The following is a 19,648-nucleotide window of genomic DNA, read 5'->3' as shown; positions in this document are numbered from 1 at the left end:
TTACACAATTTAACAATGTTTGTAAAACAAATTTTAACATTAAATAAACAAGAATGAATTTACTAAAATCCTTTAAGTTCCACACGCCAAGGAGGATCCAGTCGATTTTCACCAGCCCAGTACAATTTGATCTTGTTCCCTGCGGGGTCAAACAATATGGCTTCTCGCCACAGATAGCGCTGCTCTGTCGGCAGTTGCTCAAATATGATCCCCCGGGCCTCAAGCTCAGAAACCCACTTATCTAACTGTTCATGCTCGAAGTAAATAACCGCACCATTATTGATGGGAGGCGTTTCTAACGACAAGGAGAAGGTTGCATTACCTTCAGGGCATTCAAATCGAGCATAGTGAGGTGTATCAACAATTTGAGTAAAGCCTAGCGTTCGATAGAATTGACAAGCTGCATCCATATTATCAACGGGCAGGGTAACTTGGTTAAGATCCATAAGTTTTTTACTTATATATAAAATTGAGGGGTCACACAGTTTAATGTGCTCCCCCAAATATAGTTAAGTAGCGAGGCATCAAAACCTACAGTATTAATTGTGCTGTATGACTTCCTTCCGCCTTACAAATACAAGATAGATAAGCGCTACAACATTAACAGCCGGTATAACAGCGCATGCAACGACCTTCCAATGCGCATATAAGTTTTTCTTCTTCGCCAAATATATATTTAGCAGCAGTAGTGAAAAATGCAATACCATGGTGAACTGCAATGGTGTGATAGTTCCATCTCTTAGCAATTCCAACATAAAATCCTCTCTAATTCCCTAGTTTTTGGTATTAGTAGCAGCCGATACTACTCCAACAAACTGATTCATCAACCCTTCTTTCACACACGGTAGTAGCAATTCTGCGACAACCACTTCCACCTCCCCCTCCATTAACTGGAGCAATGTATATTACTCCTTGACTTTGAATGCGTTCAACAAAATCACGATACGCTTCCTGAGTAGTATGACGGAATTCTCTGTTATCGTAGTCAGAAGGTTCTCGCAAAAAAGGCATTCCATCTACATCTTTCGCACTTCCTTCTTTATATGAAAACCTTAACGCATGACTAGAAACTTTAGGAGCAACTAAAACAGCACTGCTGTTATCAGGAAAAACAATTTTTATTTCGATTCCTGCCAAAGCTCCATTAATCACTCCACCTACTGTCGAGATAAAGCTGCTCCCATAGAAAGTAAATGGATGTTCAGTAGCCAAGTAGTCATTTACAGCATCAGCATACCAAAATTTATCGACAAACCCACTCGCACTCCCATCATACTCAATTTGAGTCGCTTGAGATCTGAAGCTACCAGTCTGCCTCACCAACACTCCTCTGGGTATTGTATAACCAGTGTTAATTCTCGCAACAACTTCATTGGACGCCGCAGTGACGGCATTTCTAACATGTGCAGGAGCAGCTGAGTGCCTCTGAACAATCTTTCCAATTAAAGACTCACCTGAATACGCTTGTAGATTTAAATCAACAACCTCTACACTGTACTCCGCAACGGAAGCATTAACTAGATCGATACCATAATAATAATATATACCAGTATCATCAGGACTATACTTCTTCATCTCATTAGAAAGTTGAGCATCTGTACAATCATTACAAAAAATAGCTCCGGTAGCAAAAACATAACCAGAAAATAAAAAAGTTAAAATATACACTGTATAATAAAAACATTTCATAATAAAAGTCCTTTAAATTTATGAACGCTAAAACTAATTTAGCAACTAAAATAAAGCACAAAACCCAATAAAAATAAAGGAAACACCAACACCTTTATTAGAAAAAATAAAAATTGCAATAATTAGCATTATATATCCCATAAAAACTTGGTAAGTATATGAGAATATTAATTTTAAGAAGCTTAGACTATTAATATAAGCTGCGCAGTTTTATTTTCGACCCTAAACCACCTATTTCAGTATGCGGCAGGGCAAGATCATGAACTTTACCTTGACATAAATTTATGATCTTATACTGCTTTCACTTTTCTTCCATTGATGATCCCGCCAACAAGGCCAAGTGCAACATCCAATATTCGATATTCAGTTTCTAACAACCAGTGCCGTAATCGCAGGTTCTCGAGATTGGGAGGAAATTGAAGGTTTTGCCCACGACGAATTAACTTGGTTACGTAAATTTATAGTGTTAGATAACGGCGTGCCGCGACACGAAAGGACTGCACGGGTAATAAGCGGCATCGATATGGCCCAGTTTCAAGCCTGTTTCTCTCAATGGATGCAAAGCTCTAGTGAGCTAACAGACGGCAGTGTTGTTGCCATTGATGGAAAAAAGCTAAAAGGTTCATTTAAACAGCCAGATAGAAAGATGCTATCCACATTGTCACGCCATTTTCCTGTGAAAATGGCGTGACGTTAGATCAATGTAAGACCGACTCAAAGTCCAATGAAATCACAGCTATCCCTGAGTTACTAGAGCTAAAAGCTTGCATAGTGACCATTGATGCAATGAGCTGTCAAAAGGAAATAGCAAAGAAAATTATAGAAAAAGAAGCGGATTATTTGATGGTACTAAAAGCCAATCAGGGCAGCTTATTTGAACGAGTGAAACGGCTCTTACAACCAGAAGTAACACACCAAATAGCCTCATTACCAACGAAGTCGAGAAGAGTTCAGAGCGGCTGTTGTCTGCCATGATTTGGCTCAACTCCCGGCGAGTCATAGTTGGCCGCTTCTACGTAACGTAGGCATAATAGTGTCGTACCGCAAAGAGTTAATCAAAAGCAAGGAGAATTAACATACCGGTATTTAATCAGCTCAGTAAACTTGAGTACACAGAGATTAGCCGAAACCACACGTGCGCATTGGCATATTGAGAACAGTCTTCATTGGTGTTTAGATGTGGCAATGAATGAAGGTGGCTGCCATATACATCGAAAAGGTGCAGCAGAAGTGTTTGCTGGTGTAAGGCATATTGCACTGAATTTATTGAAGAAAGAGACATCCTTTAACAAAGGTTTGCGCGCAAAACAGCTAAAACCGAGTGCTATCTAGAAAAGGTATTGAATAGCAAGTAATTTTTTCTTGCTCTTGCCCTGGGTGCAAGAGCAAGCGTAGTTAAAACTACAGGAACAACGCCTTTTTCAGGGGGCTAATGCAAAGCCACCTTCTTTAGAAGGTGGCTCTTTTACCTTAGCAGTTACAAATCAAATGTTCTCGACACAGAAAGTACGATACGCTCATCAGCCGTATCCCAATCTAAGCTCGTGTTTTCAGCCGCCACTTCAATATCAAACCCTTTAAATGCAGTTTGGTAAGCAAGGCGATAGTGATTGTAAGATTTATCGTTACCATCCCACGTATATTTATCACCATCCAATGAATTGGAGATATCAAAGCTTGCTCGCAGTGCATGACCTTCTGCAATTTCAAAAGTATGTGCTACCATCGCAATAGTGTGACCCGCTTCGGTTCCGAAATAGTCCCAGCTATACCAAAAATTAAACTCAGTTTGGCCAAACTCACTCGCGTAACCAAACTTAGTATAGATCTCTGGGTAGTTACCATCGCTTGAGTTGTCACCACCATGATAAGAATAGTAAGCAATACCATAGTCAAGGCTCCAACTTTGGTTCAGCTCGATAAAGCGGCCAACATAAAAGTCCCACTCTAGATCCGTGTCATCACCAAAATCGACGTTAGACGCCCAGCTCCCAGCATACACGCCATTAGCAAAGGCTTTATCGATGCTGCCTTGTAGAGCTGGATCATTTTGCGTTTGACTCACACCGTTAAAGGTATAGTCAGATGCACCTGTAAGCGTTGCAGACCAGTCTGCTGCCGCATAGTTAGACGCGAGTACAAGTGGGAGTGCACAAAGTGTTTTCTTTAAAGTTGTCATGTAGTTGTATCCCTAGTTTACTGATTCAATTTTTCTAAAGTCGATAAGGTTGTCTTTTGGCGAGCTATCAATCTTGCTCACGGTTTTGTATTTGCTATAAGCAATGTAACCAAAACATGAGAAGAACAAGCCTATAACTAACGCACCAACCCATTGGATCTGTAAAAAGTTTAGTTTAAATAACAGCGTAAGCAGTGATAACGCCACGATATTAAATAAAATATAGTTTCTTTTTCCTAAACGGCTAACCGTAAGGTTAAGGTTATCTGTATACAGGCGGATCAAAGAGTCGAGTGAGTTAATCACGAACACCACGCCAACAAAGACCATTGCAAAGTTTTTAATACCCGCAGTAGGGATCCCAGCCTCATGGTAGTGATAAAGCACACTAAACCACGCTGCGATTGGAATAGACGGGAAAACCAGCATCGCCGCTAGCACTTGATAGGTTTTCAAACCACCGACAAAACGCGATGTGAACTGTCCAATCATGATGCTCCACGCAAACCACCAAAACAGATAGAACTCGTGATAGTCATTCAGTGGTAACACAAACTGATCTAAATTGGCAAAGTAACCGCCGATCAGCGTCAAGTTATTGGTATAGCTCGACATTGCACTGTCACCAAAGACAAACGCTGACGCCCACATAAAGGCAATTAAACCGATAAAGACCCAAGTCGTCGTGATACTTAGAATACGCACGTACTTAAGACTAGTGCTTGAATACACCGCAAAAGCAATCGCCGCAAACACAATTAGATAGAAACTAGGAATAACCGACTCACCGTCACCTAAACTTGGTAAATACCAAGGCAAGTTAGACAACAATAAGAATGCGGTAAATGCACAAGTACCGATAATAACTAGGTTGTTAATGAATTTAACCCAAGGAATTTCAAAGAATTTCACTTTGGGCTCTATTACGCAGAAATAAAAGCACGTAAGAAAGTAGAACCCCCAGATTAAAAATCCCCAAAAGCCAAACTCTATGGCCAGCGGATTAGTAAATGCATACTCTGGGCTTGCTTTTATGTCTGCGTAACCCGCAAACTCCGTAAGCGGAAACATGATCAGGCCAACATCTAGGCCTGAAGTAAATAAGATTGCAATAAAAGTGAACGTTTTAACCGGTGTAACACCAACGCACTGTAAATTCCCCCACTTCAATAAAATAAAGGCAATTGCCAATAGGGTGAAAATGATGCCTGCACTAAGCCATACTGTCATTGTCACCCTCCCAAAATTGATAGAAGTAACTCATTTTTTCTCCGTTGTTTTTATTTACATTATTCCCGCATTAATGCAGTGCAAACGATTTGCACTGCTTGCCACTGCAGGTCTCATATGGGGCACGAACTTTCCCATACGAGTGGCGAAACTAGATCTCCGAACTACGTTGAACCTGTTGCCAGTTTTGTGTCATAGCAACGTTTGCTCCCTCAGCGGCAAGTGGCGAATTGCCTAAAATCATATCCGCTGCTTTTTCCGCGACCATAATAGTCGGCGCATTGAGGTTGCCGTTTGGAATGGTTGGGAAGATAGATGAATCCACAACGCGTAGCCCCTTTACACCGTGCACACGGGTTTGTGAATCAACAACCGCCATTTCATCCTCACCCATTTTGCATGAACAAGAAGGGTGATAAGCACTTTCTACCGCTTGACGCACAAAGGCATCGATTTCTTCATCGGTTTGCACTCGCTCACCAGGTTGGATCTCGCTCTCCCGAAAATCATCAAACGCACTCTGCTCAATGATTTCACGCGTGCGTCGCACACATGCTCTAAACCCTTCGATGTCTTCTTGTTCAGCTAGGTAATTAAACTGTATTTTAGGCGCCACCGTTGGTTCTGCTGATTTAATCGTTACTTCACCACGGCTCTTTGGTTTATTGTGGCCGACATGAACTTGGAACCCGTGACCATCAAAGGCACTTTTACCATCGTAGCGAATGGCCGCAGGTAAAAAGTGGTACTGAAGATCTGGCCACTCAACGCCTGCTTTCGAACGAATAAAGGCACAAGATTCAAAGTGATTGGTCGCGCCAAGACCTGATTTATCAAGCAACCATCTTGCACCGATCAAACCTTTAGAAATTAACCCCAGCTTGCCGTTTAAGGTGATAGGCTGCTTACACTTATATTGGAAATAAAACTCCAAGTGATCTTGAAGGTTTTTGCCCACTCCGGGTAAATGGTGTTTTACTTCAACGCCTGCGGCAGTCAACGCTTCTTTATCGCCAATGCCAGATAACTGTAATAAATGTGGTGAACCAATTGAACCTGCACTTAGGATCACTTCCTTCGCTGCATTCGCTTTTTTCAGGTTTCCTTTCACACTGTATTCAACGCCTGTAGCGGTTTTGCCATCTAACAGTACTTTTTGTACCAAGGCACCCGTGACTATGGTGAGGTTACTGCGATGTTTAATGGGGTCTAAATAGGCTCGGCTAGACGAGCAACGTTTACCACCTTTTACGGTCATATGCATCGGCCCAAAGCCTTCTTGCTGCTCACCGTTATAGTCTTTAGTAAACGCATAACCCGCTTGCTCACCAGCGCTAATAAACGCACGATAGAGCGGGTTTGCCATTTCATTACCATTATTGGTGCCAAGCGGACCTTGCTCACCACGGTACTCGTCGCCTCCTAAATACCAAGATTCAGCGCGCTTGAAGTAAGGCAAACAAGACTGATAATCCCAACCTTGTGCACCACTGTCTTGCCACTCGTCAAAGTCTTTAGCATGACCTCGAACGTACACCATGCCATTGATTGACGATGAACCACCAAGTACCTTGCCGCGAGGACAATGCATAACGCGATTGTCTAAGTGCGGCTCGGGCTCGGTATGGAACTGCCAAGCATATTTATCGGTATTCATTGGAATAGATAGCGCGGTTGGCATCTGAATAAAAATACTCTTATCACTACCGCCAGTTTCGAGTAATAGTACTTTGTGCGCTGGATTTTCCGATAGGCGGTTTGCAAGCACACAGCCTGCAGAACCTGCACCTACAATAATATAATCAAAATCAGTCATCATACTCCTCGATTAAAATGGACTTTCAATATCGCTCATACCAACATACACGGACTTAGTCTGAGTATATTGATCTAGCGTCTCGATACCATTTTCGCGGCCAATGCCCGACTGCTTATAGCCTCCAACGGGCATTTCGGCGGGTGAGTTGCCATAACTATTGATCCAACAAATACCAGCTTCTAGCTGGTGGATGACACGGTGTGCACGTTGAATATCTTTACTAAATACACCTGCAGCCAAACCTAAGTGGGTGTTGTTTGCACGTTGAATGACTTCTTCCTCGTCATCGAATACCAATACCGACATCACTGGACCAAAGATCTCTTCTTTCACTATGGTCATATCATCATGACAGTCGATAAATACGGTCGGTGCGACAAAGTAGCCGTTTGGTGCCGTTTCAGGACTAAGTGCCTCACCACCGGTCAGTACGGTTGCGCCTTCAGCTTTGCCTTTTGCAATGTAATCCATCACCAGTGTGTGATGCTGCTTTGAGATTAGAGCGCCAAGATTTACGTTTGGATCGAGCGGATCGCCCGCGATGATATTTTGTTCGGTACGCTGCTTTAACTCAGCTAAAAAGGCGTCGTAAACCTTACGCTGAACAAATACGCGTGTGCAGTTGGTACACACTTCACCTTGGGTGTAGAAGTTGCCCAACATCGCGGCACTTATCGCTTGAGAGATATCAGCATCTTCAAAAACGATAAGCGGTGATTTGCCGCCTAGCTCCATCGTCACTTCTTTTAAATTGCTTGCCGCACTTTGCATTACTTTTTTGCCAGTACCCACTTCACCGGTGAACGATACTTTTTCAATATCAGGGCTGGTAGTAAGCCATTGGCCCACCTCAGCGGCACCTTGCACCACATTGAATACGCCCGCAGGGACACCGGCTTCAATAAAGATTTCGGCCAGCTTAATCGCGCCTAGTGGTGTTTCTTCCGATGGCTTGAAAATGAGGGCGTTACCAGCGGCAAGTGCAGGGCCTGATTTCCAACACGCAATTTGCAGTGGATAATTCCACGCGCCAATGCCTGCACAAATCCCCAAGGGCTCTTTACGAGTATAGAAAAAGTCCCCTCCCACTGGCTGCTGAGTGCCAACTTGAGCGGGAGCCAACCCTGCAAAATATTCAATCACATCAGCGCCAGTTTGAATGTCTACACATTCAGCCTCTTGCCAAGGTTTACCTGTATCTAACACTTCAATCTTAGCAAGCTCATTATTGCGCTCGCGCAACAGAGATACCGCTTTATGTAAAACACGACTACGCTCAATTGGCGCCATCGCTGACCATAATGCAAAGCCCGCTTTAGCACTTTCAATCGCAGCTTGCTGAACATGACTGTCAGCAACCTCTACCTCATAGATCACTTCATCCGTTGCTGGATTTTTTACTGCAAACTTTTCGCCTGAGTGGTTTGCCAAGAACTGGCCATGAATAAAATTTTGATATACAGGGACTGTCACATTATCCTCCAAACTGCTTAATAAGTGATTGAATGTAGCGTTTTGCGAGCGTTTCACTGTGATGAAACGCATGATGGTCAGCTTTGCTTAGCACAGCTCTTAACCAGAGTCCGTCAATCATACCGGCGGCAAGCTCAGCCGCTTCTTTTGCCTGTGCTCGCGGCATAAAAGCAGCAAACGAAGTCGCTAGGTTACTCTGCAGACGGCAACTGTTAACACGCTGTAGTCGGTGTAGCTCGTCATCGTGCATGGACTGCGCCCAGAAACTCAACCAAGTGCGCGTCGTATTTGACTGCTGCTGCACCATGGCAAAGTTAGCTTCTACGATATACATGAGTCGCTGCTCGGCACCACAACCTCCGTAGGTCTTGTCCAACAAACTGTATTTCAAGTTGTTTAATAGATAGCGCACGGTTGCTTCAATCAAGCCTTGTTTACCACCAAAATAGTGGCTGATGATCCCTGATGAGAGACCGGCTCTTTTACTGATACTATTAATCGTGGTTGCTTGTAATCCTAACTCGGCAACTGACTCTAAAGTGGCGTCAATTAGCTGCTGACGACGAACAGGTTCCATTCCGACTTTTGGCATAGCTTTTTATTAATTGACCGTTCAATTAAAATAAATCTTAGGGTGATAAAGATGAGACTTCAAGGTTGACTTTTTGTAAAAAGCCAAATTTTTGACGTTTGTACCTAGGTTAATCCCATGATAGCTAAGGGGTTTTAAAGGATTACAAAAAATCTTAAGAAATTTAAAAAAATCTGAGATTTTGCAGGTATTTGCGATAATTTACCGTTTTGATGTGACAATTTGATTAAGTTTGGTTTGACTGTAAAACAACCAAAACCGAATCAAATGATGGAATTGAATAAGACTAAACATCCTTGCTAGTTAAGATTTGAAAGCGGTAACGGTTGATAACTAGGAAACCTATTTGAGACAGTTGAAACCCCAAAAGACGCGTTTGACTGATAACTCGCCACTAACAATTCAATCTTAGGTTTAAGCGCTAAGATCGCCTCATCAATTTTGCTTTTCAGCCTCGCACTAAAAACATTTTTACGCAGCAAAAAGTGTACTTGGTTATCATGTACCACATAAGGCCAGGCCTGTGCAGCGTCAAGTCCTCGCTCTTTGATAAAATAGTTCCCCGTGATCATATCATCCACAATAAAATCAACGCGCGCTTTCATTAGCATTTCAACCCGCCGCTGCGCACTGGCAATACTCACAAATTGATCTTTATAGCGGGGATCTTGTTTAAGCTTATTAAGTTCCTCTCCATAGTAAGATCCGATGCTTAACCCTATGGTTTTCGATTGCTTTAGTAATGACGCGAGATCGCCAAGCGCTGTGGGAGGTGATAACGAGAATAATCGCATACGTTCAAAACGGTAGGGCAGAGAGAAATCTCCGTATGCTTCTCTATCTTTAGTGTAGCTAACCATTACCGCGACATCTATCACTCCTTTTGACATCTCTTCAAAAGTGCGAGCGCTGGAAGGGAGGCGAATATAGGTGGTACACACGGCAACATGCTGGAACACCATTTCGGCAATGTCTACGTCTAGGCCCCAAGGTCCAAGCTCATCAAATACAGTTAATGGCGGCCAATCGGCAACAACGCCGATATTCACCGTTTTACTGCATTCACTTGCACTGGCAGGGGGAATTACCAAGCCCCACACCAAAATAATCGTGCCAATCAAGTTATTCACTGATATGTACTGCTTAACCATGACACCTCGTGAGCAAGTCTATGACAATCGGCCTTATAACATGACGACTCTGTTCATTGCATAGGCACTATCTTTAGTAGTAACAATATATTTACCTAAAGCCTAGATTACAATGCCTAATTATTAAACTATTTAAGTCAAAAAACGTATCGGTGCTCACAGAAACAAAAAAGCGTGACGTAAACCCCCTTTACATCACGCTTGTTTTGGCACTTTATGGCTGATATTCGAATACTTCTTCAATAGAGACATTAAATACATGTGCTATCTTGAATGCTACTTCGAGCGAAGGTGAGTATTTTGCAGCCTCGATCGCCATAATCGTTTGTCTCGTAACACCCACTCGCTCAGCAAGCTCTTTTTGTGTCATTTCACCGCTCATAAAACGCAGCATTCTGATTTTGTTTTTTATTGGTAAATCAGCCATACACAGCTCCCAAACGAGCTTTGACGAGCTGAGTTCCATAACCGACCAATTCAGCCAGCAAAAATGCAATCACTAAAATATGAAGTGGTGCAAATGGTAGTTCAAAAAGAAGCGCTTGCGACCAATTTTGCGCTTCGGCAGAATACTGGAAAATAGAGATACACACACCAACCTGAAGCACCCAGTAGGCAGGTTTGCACCCAGATAGCGCAATCAATTTTTCACGTTCATCTAACGGCTTATCCATATCTTTATCACTAACAAAGCTCAGTAGCAGCTGACCTGCAATAGATGTCACGATAGAAATAACAATCACCTTGAGCAACAATCCTGATACCCAACTCGGATCTTGACGTAACTGCTCTGTAGCCGCTGTTATTTCGCCTAAATAAAAATACAAGATATAACCTGTTACCAAAAACTCTATCGCAATCGTTAAGTCACGGAAACTCAACGAGTCTAAAAACGCTTTAATCTTATTGTTGCTTTCCATGTTACCCTCACTTTACTCAAGGTTAAGTATTCTTTACATTAAAAGCGTAAACTTTGCTCAACCACAAGTCAAACATTTTTTACTTTAAGTCAAGTTTAAATAACTAACCTGAACTCGGGATAAGAAGTTAGTTATTAAACTAAAATACCTAAGCTCAAAAGTGTAATATCACTCTAGCCAGAAGTTATTTCTTAATACAAGGCAAATTTGTGCGTCAATAGCTGGCCTATTGCAAGCAAATTTAACGCAGTAGTAAGGGATAACAGCTGCTAGAGAACAAGTTGTTATCCCGGATTCAGGTTCACTAGAAACGTTTTCGAAACTCGCTTGGTGTTAAGCCCATACACTTATTAAACACCTTACGGCAGGCTGTCGTATCCTCGTACCCTACCTGGTGCGCAATCCAATCAAATGGCTTGCTCGTGCTTTCTAATAAATCACACATTTTCTGCACCCGAAACCGTTGCAGATATTGATTTGGGTTGAGTCCGAGCACCTTAGCAAAACGTCGCTGTAAGGTTCTTTGCGTAAGTAGAGCGATATCAGCCAGTTCTGTAATTGAAATATTGCGACCATAATGGGTGTTAATGTATTGCTGGGCGCGCAGCACAGCATCGTCACCATGTTGAAAGTTTGGCTGAAATTGATGATAGTAGCTCTGCTCCCGCTGAGCCGTATCTACGACAAGCGTTTTGCCTAACTTGCGCATGACTAAGTGACCGCTATATTTTTTGACTAACTCTAATCCAAGATCAAGCCATGACATCATGCCGCCAGCCGACATAATATCATTGTGATCAATTAAAATTTTCCGCGTATCGATAGGCTGGTTAGGAAAGTGCCGTTTAAATGCCTCAGTTAACCCCCAATGCGTGGTAAGTAAGCGCTGATGACTTAGCCCCGAGGCCGCAAGTATAAAAGCCCCCGCACAGGCAGAGGCGATAACTGCACCTTGTTGGTGCTGCTCGGTTAACCAAGCAAGTAATTGAGGTTCAGGTTTGAGGTAATAATCAGAACTAACACTCGGCGGCAATAACACAATATTGTAATCCCCCTTTACAGCACCACTGAAGGTGACAACATGTGTTGTAAAGCGGGTATCCTGTGACTCTTCGATACAAATTCTATCTGCTAGAAAAAACAGCTCTTCTAGACCATACACAGCCGACTTCATCGCATAAGGATAGTGACAAATCGCCACTTTGATTGGTTTCATCTACGTTGTCGAATTTGAACTCAAAAATGTCATTTTAGACACTCCAGTCAAAATTACAACTCCAGCACAATACCTCTGCAAATTAACTAACGAGGTAAAAAAATGAACAACAGCGCACTATTGGTGATCGACATTCAAAATGACTACTTTCCTGGAGGGCTTTTCCCGCTATGGAATACCAAAAATACACTAGCAAACATCAATTCAGCTATCAAAAAAGCAGCAGAGCAAAATATGGAAGTCATTTATGTCCAGCACATAGCTAATCCAGAGCAAGGAAAAGCATCATTTTTCAATGCCGACACAAGCGGTGTAGATCTTCATAATGGCCTACGCCAAGCGCGAGAAAACGGCCACCATATCGTAAAGTCCTATGCCGACAGCTTTGAGCAAACCTCCTTAAACGATTTGCTCCAATCTAAAGATATCGACACTTTATATATCTGCGGCATGATGACGCAAAACTGTGTAACCCATACCGCGCTATCGAAATCGGCGGAGCAGTACAATGTCTACATTCTCAGTGATTGCTGCACTACCATAGATGAAATGATCCACAAAATTGCACTCAACGGTGTTTCAACACGAGTACCTTTGATTGCCGTGTCGCAAATGTAACCCATGCTCGTCGTGATAAATCACGACCTACAAATCCAACGTAGGTCGAGGTTTACCTCGACACAAGCAGAAAAACCAAAAAGGCTGGATTGACCAGCCTTGATTTGAGTGACATCGAAATGAAAAGGTGCTAATTAGCCTGCTGCTTATAGGCTTGTCGATACGCGTGAAGTAGCGGCTCGGTGTAACCATTGGGTTGTACTCGGCCTTCAAATACCAAAGATAACGCCGCTTTATAGGCGAGGTTTTCACTAAGCGGTTTGTGGTCATTGAGCATTGGTTGGTAGAGGCTGTCACCTTCGTTTTGACCATCTACAACAGCGGCCATGCGTCTAAAGGTTTTTTCTACTTGTTCTTCGCTACAAATGCCATGATATAACCAGTTAGCGATATGCTGGCTTGAGATCCTAAGCGTTGCTCTGTCTTCCATTAATCCAACGTGATTGATATCAGGCACTTTTGAGCAGCCTACGCCTTGGTCTATCCAGCGCACCACGTAGCCCAAAATGCCCTGCGCATTATTGTCTAATTCGGCTTGAATATCCTCCGCAGACAAATCGTTTTCTAACATCAACGGGGGCGTGAGTAAGTTATCGAGCGATGCTTGCTGACGTGTTTTTATCTCAAGTTGGCGTGCAAACACATCCACATAGTGATAGTGCATCGCATGGAGCGTTGCTGCGGTAGGAGAGGGCACCCATGCAGTATTAGCACCGGACTCAGGATGGCCTTGCTTTTGCTCCATCATCAGCGCCATTTTATCTGGCATTGGCCACATTCCTTTGCCTATTTGTGCCTTTTTCCTAAAACCGGTTTTAAGGCCAATATCCACGTTTTGATCTTCATAGGCCGCTATCCAAGATTGTCCTTTAATTGCCACTTTGGGCAATACTGGGCCCGCCAGCATTGAGGTATGAATTTCATCGCCCGTTCTATCCAAAAAGCCAGTATTGATAAATACTACACGCTGCTTAGCAGCAGCAATACACGCTTTTAAGTTTACCGAAGTACGGCGTTCTTCATCCATAATCCCCATTTTAATGGTATTTTTGGGTAGCGAGAGCAGCGCTTCAACTCGGCTAAATAGGGTATCAGTGAAAGCGACTTCTTCAGGCCCGTGCATCTTTGGCTTCACGATATTGATACTTGCTGCCGTCGAGTTTTTAAACGGACTATTACCTTGTAAATCATGCAGCGCAGCCGTGCTTGTCATGATGGCATCTAAAATCCCTTCGAACTGCTCGTTTCCTTCTGCATCCAGTATCGCTGGCGTTGTCATTAGGTGGCCAACATTGCGCACGAACATCATAGAGCGACCTTTTAGTGTCATACGCTGGCCTTGTGTATCTACGTAACTTCGGTCGGCATTTAGCGTCCGAGTCAGCGATTGACCTGACTTTTCGAAGGTCTCACTCAAGCTCCCTTTCATCAAGCCTAACCAATTTTGATATACCAATACTTTGTCTTGTGCATCCACCGCCGCAACTGAGTCTTCACAATCCATGATTGTCGTAAGTGCAGCCTCAAGGACGACATCTTTGATCCCAGCTTTGTCTGCCTGTCCTATCGGATGGTGTGGATCAATTTGGATCTCAATATACAGATCATGATGACGCAGCAATACCGCGCTTGGATTTTGTGCCTCCCCCTGATAACCCACTAGCTGATCAGGCTTTTGCAGTGCAACTTGGGTGCTGTCGTTGAGTGTAATCACCAAATTGCCGTCTAGAATCGCGTAGTTCGTACTTTCTATGTGAGAACCTTCAGCCAACGGCAGTGCTTTATCGAGGAATTGCCTAGCATAAGCCATTACTTTAAACCCACGGTTCGGATTATAGGCTTGAGTACGCTCAGCACCATCCTCTTCACCAAGAACATCCGTTCCATAGAGCGCATCATACAAAGAGCCCCAGCGCGCATTCGCCGCATTGAGCGCAAACCTTGCGTTACTGACAGGCACCACTAACTGAGGACCGGCTGCGCTCGCAATTTCAGGCTCTACATGTTCGGTTTCGATGGCAAAATCTTCAGGCTCAGGCTGCAAATAACCGATAGATTCAAGAAATGTCCGATATTCTGCAGATTGCCAATCAGGATGAGAGAGGTGGTAATCGTCAATTTGCTGTTGCAGGGTATCGCGTTTGTTGAGTAACGCTTGGTTTTGCTTCCCAAGTTCCGAAAAAATATCCACTACGCCTTGCCAAAATTGATTGACCGCGATCCCCGTACCGGGAAGTAAAGATTGCTCAACAAACTGCGCCAGTGGAGTCGCAATTTGGAAGCCTGAATGAGTGACATACTTGCTCATGGAGAGTCCTTGATTAACATTTTTTGAACGGGATAGGTCAAACATAAAACAATTTTTGGAAAAACGAACCCCTTTTCCCATTCACAAAAAATATACTCGTAATAATAACTATAAATTTAAAAAATCTAGTTTATCGGCCTAGTGTTTAATTAAGCCCGCAGCCAACCACTCTCACACCGGTTGGTTTCGTGTAACAAACAACCAGAATTTAATTTGATTTATAGTACCCGTTCAAAGGAAGCTAATTATGTCTCAGTATCAAACTCAGTTAGATCATTTCTCTAGTCTATGCCAAAGCCAAGGAAAAACTTGGCAGTCTATCAGTCCTGAGTATGCCAGCCGTATGCACCTACAAAACCGTTTTAAAACCGGTTTGGACATTGCAAAATACACGGCAAAAGTGATGCGTGAAGACATGGCAGCGTACGACGCAGATAGCAGCCAATACACGCAATCGCTTGGTTGTTGGCACGGTTTTACCGCGCAACAAATGATGATGGCAGTAAAGCGTCACAATAAAACCACAAAGCGCTCTTACGTCTACCTAAGTGGCTGGATGGTTGCTGCTCTGCGCTCAGAGTTTGGCCCACTACCTGACCAAAGTATGCATGAAAAAACTGCGGTTCCTGCTTTGATTGAAGAGATCTACACCTTCCTCAAGCAAGCCGACGCACGAGAGCTAGATCATCTTTACAAAGATCTTGATGCTGCAAGAGCAAAAGGCCAAGACACAACTAAAATCCTTAACAAAATCGATAACTTCGAAACCCATGTAGTGCCTATCATTGCTGATATTGATGCCGGTTTTGGTAATGAAGAAGCAACCTACCTATTAGCTAAACAAATGATTGAAGCGGGTGCTTGTGCAATTCAAATCGAAAACCAAGTATCGGACGCAAAGCAGTGTGGCCACCAAGCAGGTAAAGTAACGGTTCCCCATGAGGACTTTTTAGCTAAGATTAACGCTGTACGATATGCTTTCCTTGAGCTTGGTGTTGAAGATGGCGTTATCGTCGCACGCACTGACTCATTGGGTGCAAGTTTGACGCAAAAAGTGCCAGTATCAAAAGCGCAGGGCGACCTTGCGAGCCAATACACCAGCTATTTAGACACCACGCCAGTTACCTCGGCCGCTGACTTACAAGAAGGTGAGATGGCAATTAAATTGGGTGGCGAACTGCAAAAGCCAGTTCGCTTAGACAACGGTCTATACCAGTTCAGAGCAGGCACGGAAAAAGATCGTGTGGTACTAGACTGTGTAACCAGTCTTCAATCAGGCGCAGATCTATTGTGGATTGAAACCGAAAAGCCAAATATCGAGCAAATTGCCGAGCTAGTTAACCGAGTTCGCGAACAGGTGCCTAACGCTAAGCTTGTGTACAACAACTCGCCATCGTTCAACTGGACATTAAAATTCCGTGAACAGGTATACCAGCAATGGCAGGAGCAAGGTAAAGACTTATCGGCATACCCAAATCCAAGCGCGGATGCAAAAGTATTGATGGCGCCAGAGTTAGACGCAACCGAGTTGGCAACCGAAGCCGATCTACTGGTGCAAAACTTCCAGCGAGACTCGGCAAGAGAAGCGGGAATTTTCCATCACCTTATTACACTGCCAACTTATCATACAGCAGCACTCAGCACTGATATTCTGGCTGAAGGCTATTTTGGTGACGCGGGTATGCTTGCCTATGTGCGCGATGTGCAACGACAAGAAATCCGTCGCGAACAAGCATCAGTTAAACACCAAGACTTGGCAGGCTCTAATATCGGTGACACGCACAAAGAGTATTTCTCTGGTGAGAACGCACTCAAAGCAGGTGGTGAAGCCAACACCATGAACCAGTTCTAAACACTGGATTTAGATAACGACTTATATAGTTCCCTAATCAGCAAGGGCCGTCAGGCCCTTTTATCTATTGTGGATCAGATTTTTACTAGCCACTGGTAACTGAGATCACGTATTTACCAACGTCAGTTATTCAGATCATATTTTTACTAACCTAGACTTATTTGAGATCAGAATTTTATTAACTCAACACCTAACGATCCCGATCTTTACAGTAAAGATCTAAGATCCAGACAAAAAAGAGCGCATTTGTGACTTTTTTCACTTTCACAAACCAAAATTTTACTAACTAAACCAGCGACAGGTCACATTTTTACTAACTTACTTAGTAAAATTTTGTTCTGGGTTTATTTTGACTAAAAATCAAAATATGACTAACCTCAGATTTATAAGCACTTCATTCTGCTGTAAACCCCCTTTACACTTTCCATATTTACCCCACTTTTCCATGTAAAACTATAAAACTGATTACAGTACATTAAAGTTGATACATGACCCCCATTAAGAACTTAATAAAAGCAGTAGCACTGCTTACAGCGATGCATTGCCAGGCCGGGAATACAGTTATCAAGGAAATAGAAGATTTAGAAAAGGCGGGCAAATACACCGAAGCCTTAGTTAAAATTGAAACGGCCAGCGTCAGTGAAGAAGAAGAAACGCGATATCAAGCGATTTATTTGCAGGCCATGATTTATCGAAAGCAAGACTTATATGAGAAATCAATATCTACCCTTAGCTATATCGAAAAGCAGTTTTTCCTTACCGAAGCGCGCAAGTATGATTTATACAGAGAGATAGGCATTAACTATCGTAACTTAAGCCAGCTTGAGCAGGCTGAGTCTTTTTACTTAAAAGCGCTCGCTTCAGCCGAAGCGATGAACAAGTCAAGTTTAGTGGCGCAAACCTATAATAATCTAGGTGTTGTTGCCGACCACAGAAATTTGCTTGCGCAATCTATGCAATATCATTTAAAAGCCTATGAATTACTAAAAGGAACTGATCAGTACGAAAAGCAAGGGGCTAATTTTTACAATCTTGGTGATATTTCTGTGCGTATGGGGGATGAGGAAAATGCAGAGTATTTCTTCCAACAAGCTCTCGTTGCAGATAAAGCTTCAAAAGAATTACGTAATGTCGCAGGCACGGCCCTTCGCTTGGGAGAGCTGAAGTTTAAGAACGGTAAAACGGACGAAGCATTAGCGCAAACAAAAGAGGCCATTGAATTTCTAAAAGAACTCAATGCTAGGGTTTCACTCGCTAGGGCATATCGCAACTCCGCATTGATCCATATAGCCAAAGCAGACTTAGACAATGCCCTAGCGGATGCACTTGCAGGCATTGAATATGCCACTCAAACCAGTTCAACGCTGCAACAATTTTACGCCTACCTGACGGAGTTAGAAGTTAGGCTAAAACGCAAAGAATTAAACAAAGCAAAAACACTACTCACCAAGCTGGACGCCCTAACCGAAATTGAAACGGCAGAGGTGCTGCTCGAAAAATATCATCGCCTTAAAGCGATAACGCTTGCTGCACATCATGAATACGCCCAAGCTTTTCAATTTATGAAGTCGACTTCAGAGCTACAGACTCAACTTCATGAAACATTACTCGAAAAACAAGTAAGTACCTATAAAGCCAGTATTGACGCGCTTATTCAATCTCAACAACTGGAGCAAGCACGCTCTGCACAAGCCATAACCGAGATTAACTTACAAAATGCCAAGCTATCCACACAAATGTGGGTGATCACTGCAATCTCGACCTTTTTAGCTGGATTATTTCTAGTCGGATTTTTTGTCGTCAAACATAGAAATGCGGCGCTAAAAGCAAAAATGTATCAATTGAATATTGAGCATAAAGATAAAATGCTGGCCGATATTTCCCACGAGTTACGTACGCCACTTAGTGTATTAAAACTCCATATCGAAGCGATGGAACACAATCTTATTGATGACAGCACAATTGCATATGCCAAGATCAACAACAAGATAAATCAGCTAAATGAATTGATCTCGAACGTATATCAATTGTCTCAAGCTGATCATGACGCGCTTGTGATACACCCCCAACAGCATGGCGCGAAAACGGTTATCCAAAGCTATGTGTACGATATTGAAAGACTAGTAACTAGTAATCAGCTGCAATTTATCGCCGACATTCACGTCGATGATATGAGTATTTACATTGATAAACCAAAGCTGGATAGGGTTATCGATAATCTTGCTAAGAATGCATGTTTATATACAGATAAACCCGGCAAGGTAAGGTTTAAAGCCGTGGTCAATAAACAAGGACTATTCCTACAAGTAGATGATAGCTCACCAGGCGTATCGGAGGCCGAGCAAAACAAACTGTTTGAACGCCTGTACCGTGTCGAGGCATCGAGAAGTCGTGCAACAGGAGGCTCAGGTCTTGGTTTATCTATTTGTAAGAGCTTAATTGAAGCGATGAATGGAAAAATCACAGTGAAGTCTGGGAAGTATGGCGGTTTGTGTATTCAGATAAACTTACCTCATGCGATAGATGTACCCGCATAAAGTACCCGCATAAAATGCGAGTTGATATTAAGTAAGTAAAGTACGAAAGGCCAAGCAGATGCTT

15 protein-coding genes and 1 pseudogene are annotated in these 19,648 nt (G+C 43.0%); 4 read left to right on the top strand and 12 right to left on the bottom strand.

Features of this window, described 5'->3' with window-relative positions; genetic code table 11:
- Positions 1-62: 62 nt before the first annotated feature.
- Both EXT48_RS20540 and EXT48_RS20535 read right to left on the bottom strand, forming a co-directional pair.
- Positions 63-446: a VOC family protein gene (locus EXT48_RS20540; protein WP_130165592.1), complete on the bottom strand. Its 384-nt coding sequence runs from the start codon at positions 444-446 to the stop codon at positions 63-65.
- A 340-nt stretch (positions 447-786) separates the two neighbouring features.
- Positions 787-1,689, bottom strand: a complete 903-nt coding sequence (locus EXT48_RS20535; RefSeq protein WP_130165591.1) for a hypothetical protein — start codon at positions 1,687-1,689, stop codon at positions 787-789.
- Between the two features lie 337 nt (positions 1,690-2,026).
- Here EXT48_RS20535 and EXT48_RS24105 point away from each other — a divergent pair.
- Positions 2,027-2,950: pseudogene (locus EXT48_RS24105) on the top strand (ISAs1 family transposase); the annotation flags it as partial.
- A gap of 216 nt (positions 2,951-3,166) precedes the next feature.
- On the opposite strand, the gene EXT48_RS20515 reads toward EXT48_RS24105, so the two are convergent.
- From EXT48_RS20515 to EXT48_RS20475, 9 genes are all read right to left on the bottom strand, one after another.
- The gene (locus EXT48_RS20515) at positions 3,167-3,868 is read right to left on the bottom strand and encodes a TorF family putative porin (protein WP_130165587.1); all 702 of its coding nucleotides are present in this window, start codon (positions 3,866-3,868) and stop codon (positions 3,167-3,169) included.
- Between the two features lie 12 nt (positions 3,869-3,880).
- Positions 3,881-5,098 (bottom strand): BCCT family transporter, encoded by a 1,218-nt coding sequence (locus EXT48_RS20510; protein WP_130165586.1) that lies wholly within the window; start codon positions 5,096-5,098, stop codon positions 3,881-3,883.
- Positions 5,099-5,249: 151 nt separating this feature from the next.
- A complete protein-coding gene (betA, locus tag EXT48_RS20505) occupies positions 5,250-6,917 on the bottom strand; it encodes a choline dehydrogenase (protein ID WP_205992127.1) in 1,668 nt (555 codons plus the stop codon).
- 9 nt (positions 6,918-6,926) lie between these two features.
- Positions 6,927-8,390: a betaine-aldehyde dehydrogenase gene (betB, locus tag EXT48_RS20500; RefSeq protein WP_039495358.1), complete on the bottom strand. Its 1,464-nt coding sequence runs from the start codon at positions 8,388-8,390 to the stop codon at positions 6,927-6,929.
- A 1-nt stretch (position 8,391) separates the two neighbouring features.
- The gene (betI, locus tag EXT48_RS20495) at positions 8,392-8,982 is read right to left on the bottom strand and encodes a transcriptional regulator BetI (RefSeq protein WP_039495355.1); all 591 of its coding nucleotides are present in this window, start codon (positions 8,980-8,982) and stop codon (positions 8,392-8,394) included.
- A 299-nt stretch (positions 8,983-9,281) separates the two neighbouring features.
- Positions 9,282-10,133: an ABC transporter substrate-binding protein gene (locus tag EXT48_RS20490; protein WP_039495352.1), complete on the bottom strand. Its 852-nt coding sequence runs from the start codon at positions 10,131-10,133 to the stop codon at positions 9,282-9,284.
- 214 nt (positions 10,134-10,347) lie between these two features.
- Positions 10,348-10,560: a helix-turn-helix transcriptional regulator gene (locus EXT48_RS20485; RefSeq protein ID WP_045988593.1), complete on the bottom strand. Its 213-nt coding sequence runs from the start codon at positions 10,558-10,560 to the stop codon at positions 10,348-10,350.
- On the bottom strand, positions 10,553-11,053 hold the full coding sequence (locus tag EXT48_RS20480; RefSeq protein WP_039495350.1) for a hypothetical protein: 501 nt from the start codon (positions 11,051-11,053) through the stop codon (positions 10,553-10,555). Before EXT48_RS20480 ends, EXT48_RS20485 begins: the two co-directional genes overlap by 8 nt.
- A gap of 304 nt (positions 11,054-11,357) precedes the next feature.
- A complete protein-coding gene (locus EXT48_RS20475; protein ID WP_039495349.1) occupies positions 11,358-12,269 on the bottom strand; it encodes a GlxA family transcriptional regulator in 912 nt (303 codons plus the stop codon).
- Between the two features lie 102 nt (positions 12,270-12,371).
- Here EXT48_RS20475 and EXT48_RS20470 point away from each other — a divergent pair, with 102 nt between their 5' ends.
- On the top strand, positions 12,372-12,887 hold the full coding sequence (locus tag EXT48_RS20470; protein WP_130165584.1) for a cysteine hydrolase family protein: 516 nt from the start codon (positions 12,372-12,374) through the stop codon (positions 12,885-12,887).
- A gap of 130 nt (positions 12,888-13,017) precedes the next feature.
- Here EXT48_RS20470 and EXT48_RS20465 read toward each other — a convergent pair whose 3' ends face one another.
- Positions 13,018-15,195, bottom strand: a complete 2,178-nt coding sequence (locus EXT48_RS20465) for a malate synthase G (protein ID WP_130165583.1) — start codon at positions 15,193-15,195, stop codon at positions 13,018-13,020.
- A 247-nt stretch (positions 15,196-15,442) separates the two neighbouring features.
- Between EXT48_RS20465 and EXT48_RS20460 the strand changes: the two genes are divergently transcribed.
- Together EXT48_RS20460 and EXT48_RS20455 are read left to right on the top strand one after the other, a co-directional pair.
- The gene (locus EXT48_RS20460) at positions 15,443-17,047 is read left to right on the top strand and encodes an isocitrate lyase (RefSeq protein WP_130165582.1); all 1,605 of its coding nucleotides are present in this window, start codon (positions 15,443-15,445) and stop codon (positions 17,045-17,047) included.
- Between the two features lie 488 nt (positions 17,048-17,535).
- On the top strand, positions 17,536-19,584 hold the full coding sequence (locus EXT48_RS20455; protein ID WP_130165581.1) for an ATP-binding protein: 2,049 nt from the start codon (positions 17,536-17,538) through the stop codon (positions 19,582-19,584).
- Positions 19,585-19,648: the final 64 nt, after the last annotated feature.

This window comes from Pseudoalteromonas sp. CO348 (assembly GCF_004208845.1).
GTDB classification, from domain to species: Bacteria; Pseudomonadota; Gammaproteobacteria; order Enterobacterales; family Alteromonadaceae; genus Pseudoalteromonas; species Pseudoalteromonas maricaloris.
The sequence above is the reverse complement of the archived record's forward strand: the minus strand, read 5'-3'. Positions and strand labels throughout refer to the sequence as shown.